This is a genomic window from Photorhabdus stackebrandtii (genome assembly GCF_011189495.1).
Lineage (GTDB): Bacteria > Pseudomonadota > Gammaproteobacteria > Enterobacterales > Enterobacteriaceae > Photorhabdus > Photorhabdus khanii.
This window is the reverse complement of sequence record NZ_PUJV01000192.1, coordinates 1-352: the sequence shown is the minus strand read 5'-3', so window position 1 is coordinate 352 and position 352 is coordinate 1. Positions and strand designations below refer to the sequence as shown.

Annotated in this window: 1 protein-coding gene; it reads left to right on the top strand. The window is 56.2% G+C overall.

The genetic code is table 11. The annotated features are described in order from the left end of the window. Nucleotides 1-24: 24 nt before the first annotated feature. The coding region (locus C5470_RS22285; RefSeq protein ID WP_422631105.1) for a reverse transcriptase N-terminal domain-containing protein at nucleotides 25-352 on the top strand (328 nt) is incomplete at its 3' end.

Sequence of the window (352 nt, the reverse complement as noted above, 5' to 3'; positions counted from 1 at the left end):
CAAATGACAGCAGCGGGTAAACCGGTGACTGGTGCAACCTTCGAGGCTATTCACTGGGATGTCATCAACTGGCGGGCCATTGAACAGCAGGTGCGGCGACTGCAAATGCGTATCGCGAAGGCAACCCAGGAAAGACGCTGGGGCAAGGTGAAAGCCCTGCAATGGCTTCTGACCCATGCGTTCTCAGCCAAATTACTGGCGGTACAGCGCGTAACGAGCAATACCGGCCGTAACACCCCCGGTGTGGATGGCCAAATCTGGAAAACCCCCACGCAGAAACTCAAGGGTGTGCAGTCATTGCAACGGAGGGGGTATCGACCCCAACCGTTGAGGCGCATCTATATCCCCAAAA